This is a genomic window from Ruegeria sp. CJ2 (assembly GCF_056536745.1).
The window spans coordinates 1-1,540 of sequence record NZ_JBQFQF010000033.1 but is presented as its reverse complement, the minus strand read 5'-3'; the positions used below and the strand labels follow the sequence as shown (position 1 = coordinate 1,540).

At 57.0% G+C, this 1,540-nt stretch carries 1 protein-coding gene; it reads left to right on the top strand.

Going from position 1 to position 1,540, the window contains the following annotated elements; translation table 11 throughout:
• The first annotated feature begins 86 nt into the window (after nucleotides 1-86).
• Nucleotides 87-1,448, top strand: coding sequence for an ISNCY family transposase (locus ACR0MS_RS20420; RefSeq protein WP_480471928.1), 1,362 nt, complete (start codon nucleotides 87-89; stop codon nucleotides 1,446-1,448).
• The last annotated feature ends 92 nt before the right edge of the window (nucleotides 1,449-1,540 follow it).

Here is a 1,540-nt window from a genome sequence, read left to right as displayed (position 1 = left end):
ATGAAGCAGCAAAGTTAAAATGTCCCACATTAGCAAAGTAGAAGTGTCACACTTCTCTGTCGAGCAGGCAGGATTGGAGTGTGACGGTGGGATTGGTTGTCATGAGCGAGCGCGAGCTTAATCGTATTGAAGTACTGAGTCAGGTTTCCCAAGGCCGCATGACGGTGGTTTCTGCCGCGAATGTTCTGAACTTGAGCCGCAGACAAGTTCACCGTTTGCTCAGGGTTTTCCAGACTGATGGTCCGGCTGCGCTGCGTCACAAGGCGCGCGACCGTAGATCCAACAATCGTATTGATCCGGCCGTTCGAGAGTTTGCCCTGGCACTCGTCAAAGAACGATACACTGACTTTGGTCCGACACTGGCAGCTGAGATGTTGTTGGAACATCACGATCTGAAAGTCTCGCGCGAGACGCTGCGCAAATGGATGCAGGCAGACGGAATCTGGTTATCTCGCAAACAGCGCAGGACGTTCCACCAGCCGCGTTTGCGCCGGGAATCCTTTGGCGAGCTCATCCAGATCGACGGATCTGACCACCGCTGGTTCGAAGATCGCGCCCCGCCCTGCACGCTGCTTGTCTTCATCGACGATGCGACCAGCACGTTGATGCAGCTACGGTTCGTGAAGTCGGAAAGCACCTTCAGCTATTTCGAAGCACTTGAAGGCTACCTGGCCGAGCACGGTCGCCCTGTAGCTTTCTATTCCGACAAGCACACCGTGTTTCGGGTGGCGCAGCAAGGTGCGAAGTCGGGCCATGGCATGACCCAGTTTGGTCGCGCTTTGAATGAGTTGAACATCGAGATCCTCTGCGCCAACAGCAGCCAGGCCAAGGGCCGTGTTGAGCGTGCCAACCGCACGCTCCAGGATCGGCTGGTGAAGGAATTGCGGCTCGCTGGCATCTCGGACATGGAAGCTGCAAACGAATTCCTGCCGGGGTTCATGCAATGCTATAATGCCAGGTTTGCCAAATCGCCGCGACGTCCGGACAATCTGCACCGGGCCCTGAATGTCGAGCCCGACCGTCTGCGGGACATCCTGTGCTGGCGCGACGAGCGCTACGTCGACCGGAACCTGGTGCTGCGTTACGACCGCAAGCGGATCACGCTTGAAGAGAACGACCTCACCCGTGGCCTCGTTGGCAAATATGTGGACAGCTATGAATTCCAGGACGGTACGCTGGAATTCCGGTCAAAGGGTGTTCCACTGCCCTACTCCGCTTACGACAAAGATCAACGTGTGAGCCACGCGGCGATCATCGGGAACAAGCGGCTGAGCGCAGTGCTGGAGCACATCAAGCAAGAGCAGGACAAAGCACCCCCGAAGAAGCGCCGCGTCGGCACTCAGGCCACACGCTACAACCCAACAGGTCGGCGCAACAACGGCTGGAATTCAAAGCTCGCAAGAGTGGCGAAAAAGGACCGCGCAGCCAGCCAGGGCTCCGATGTTTGAGGTCTCCACCCTGTCAGGCTGCACTACCGTTCCGCGGCAACTGGGACATTTCTACTTTGCAGACCCAGTGACATTTCTACTTGGTTGCAACA